Consider the following 2,932-nt stretch of genomic DNA (forward strand, 5'->3'; position numbering starts at 1 on the left):
CGCGCCACCCTGCTGGGCATCGACCTGCCGGGCCAGGAGCACCTGCTCACCGGCCTGTGCGAGCGGTACCTCGACGACGTGACCGCACTGTGGAAGGCGCGGTCCGGTGACCTCGCCAAGACCGTCGCCGCCGGGTTGTTCCCGGCGTGGTCGGTGGACGCCGACACCGTGGCCCGCTTCGATGCCGTGATCGCGGACACCTCCCGCCCGGCCGCCCTGCGCCGGATCCTCGCCGAGCAGAACGCGGACCTCACCCGCGCTCTCGAGGCCCGCGCGGTGGACGCGGCGGCCGCCGGCTGAGCCGGAGTGATCGCGATTTCGCCGGTGCGGTGAGGGTTGACTCGAACGCAGTCGTGAGTGATGATTCCGTCAACCCTGATGTTTCAGTCACCACGCGCATGCCCGAGAGCACATCCGAGAAGCGAGGACGTCGAATGTTCCACAAGGTTCTGGTGGCCAATCGCGGTGAGATCGCGATCCGCGCCTTTCGGGCAGCGTACGAGTTGGGTGCGAAGACGGTCGCGGTGTTCCCGCACGAGGATCGCAACTCCCCGCACCGACTGAAGGCCGATGAGTCGTACCAGATCGGGGCTCCCGGCCATCCGGTGCGGGCGTACCTGTCGATCGAGGAGATCATCGCGGTCGCGCAGCGATCCGGCGCGGATGCGATCTATCCGGGATACGGATTCCTATCGGAGAACCCGGATCTCGCGGCGGCGTGCGCGTCGGCGGGAATCGCGTTCGTCGGTCCGCCGGCGTCGGTCCTGGAATTGGCGGGCAACAAGGCGCGTGCGGTCGCCGCGGCGCGCGAGGCGGGCCTGCCGGTACTCGCCTCCTCCGCGCCCTCAGCAGATCCCGACGAGCTCGTCGCGGCGGCGCGCGACATGACCTTCCCCGTGTTCGTCAAGGCGGTGGCCGGTGGCGGCGGTCGGGGGATGCGTCGGGTGGGAACGATCGAGGAGTTGGCGGACGCGATCAGCGCGGCATCGCGCGAGGCGGAGTCGGCATTCGGTGACCCGACGATGTTCCTCGAGCAAGCGGTGATCAACCCGCGACACATCGAGGTGCAGATCCTGGCCGACACCCGGGGCGGGGTCATCCATCTGTTCGAGCGCGACTGCAGCCTGCAGCGCCGCCATCAGAAGGTGATCGAGCTCGCGCCGGCGCCGAACCTCACGCAGGGGATGCGCGAGAGGATATGCGCCGACGCGGTCGCGTTCGCCCACCACATCGGCTACTCGGGGGCCGGCACGGTCGAGTTCCTGGTGGACGAGAGCGGACAGCACAGATTCGTCGAGATGAATCCGCGCATCCAGGTCGAGCACACCGTGACCGAGGAGATCACCGATGTCGATCTGGTGCAGTCGCAGTTGCGGATCGCATCGGGCGAGTCACTGGACGACCTCGGGCTCTCACAGGATCAGCTGACGATCCGCGGCGCGGCACTCCAGTGCCGGATCACCACCGAGGATCCGACCAACGGTTTCCGACCGGACACCGGGCGGATCGCCGCCTACCGGGCCCCGGGCGGGGCGGGTGTACGCCTGGACGGCGGTGTGGCCCTCGGTGCCGAGGTGTCCGCACATTTCGACTCGATGCTGGTGAAGTTGACCTGTCGCGGGCGGGACTTCGACACCGCGTTCGCACGGGCGCGCCGGGCGATCGCCGAGTTCCGCATCCGGGGAGTGGCCACGAACGTCCCGTTCCTGCAGGCGGTGCTCGACGACACGGACTTCCAGGCCGGTCGGGCCACGACCTCGTTCATCGAGGACCGTCCGGAGTTGCTGACCGCGCGACCGTCGGCCGATCGCGGAACGAAGATCCTGAACTACCTCGCGGATGTGACGGTCAACCGGCCGCACGGAGAGCGTCCCACCCCGGTGTACCCGGGAGACAAGCTCCCCGGCCTGGACCCCTCATCACTGACCAACCCCCCGCCGGGGTCGCGGCAACGGCTCCTCGAGCTGGGACCACAGGGGTTCGCCGCCGATCTGAGGTCACGCCCGCAGCTCGGGGTCACCGACACCACTTTCCGCGACGCACACCAGTCGTTGCTCGCCACCCGGGTGCGGACCTCGGGCCTCCTGGCGGTCGCCCCGCACGTGGCCGCCCTGACGCCGGAACTGTTGTCAGTGGAGTGCTGGGGTGGCGCCACCTATGACGTGGCGTTGCGGTTCCTCAAGGAGGATCCGTGGGATCGGCTGGCGCAATTGCGGTCGGCGATCCCCAACATCTGTCTGCAGATGTTGCTGCGGGGTGCGAACACCGTGGGCTACACCCCGTATCCGACCGCCGTGACCTCGGCGTTCGTGGCCGAGGCCACCGACGTGGGTATCGACGTCTTCCGGATCTTCGACGCCTTGAACAACATCGACGCGATGCGTCCGGCGATCGATGCCGTGCGCGAGACCGGGACCGCGGTCGCCGAGGTCGCGATGTCCTACACCGGCGACCTGGCCGACCCGTCCGAGGACCTCTACACGCTCGACTACTACCTCCGCCTGGCCGAGCAGATCGTCGACGCCGGCGCCCACGTGCTCGCGATCAAGGACATGGCCGGCCTGTTGCGCGCACCCGCCGCGACGACGCTCGTGACAGCGCTGCGGTCGGAGTTCGACCTGCCCATCCATGTCCACACCCACGACACCCCCGGGGGCCAGCTCGCGACCTACCTCGCCGCGTGGGAGGCGGGCGCGGACGCGGTCGACGGCGCGAGCGCCGCCATGGCGGGGACCACCTCACAGCCGGCGTTGTCGGCGATCGTGGCCGCCACCGCCCACACCGACCGCGATACCGGCCTGGACCTCGCTGCGGTGTGCGATCTGGAACCGTACTGGGAGGCCCTGCGGAAGGTGTACGCGCCGTTCGAATCGGGACTGCCCGCTCCCACCGGACGTGTGTACACGCACGAGATCCCCGGCGGCCAGTTGTA

The 2,932-nt window shown here is 69.2% G+C and carries 1 protein-coding gene and 1 pseudogene; both read left to right on the plus strand.

The annotated features are described in order from the left end of the window. Positions 1-300: pseudogene (locus G6018_RS13285) on the plus strand (aminopeptidase N); the annotation flags it as partial. A gap of 134 nt (positions 301-434) precedes the next feature. Next, positions 435-2,932: pyruvate carboxylase (locus tag G6018_RS13290; RefSeq protein ID WP_182639859.1), on the plus strand; the 2,498-nt coding region annotated here is incomplete at its 3' end.

It is taken from the genome of Dietzia sp. DQ11-44 (genome assembly GCF_014145205.1).
Lineage (GTDB): Bacteria > Actinomycetota > Actinomycetes > Mycobacteriales > Mycobacteriaceae > Dietzia > Dietzia natronolimnaea.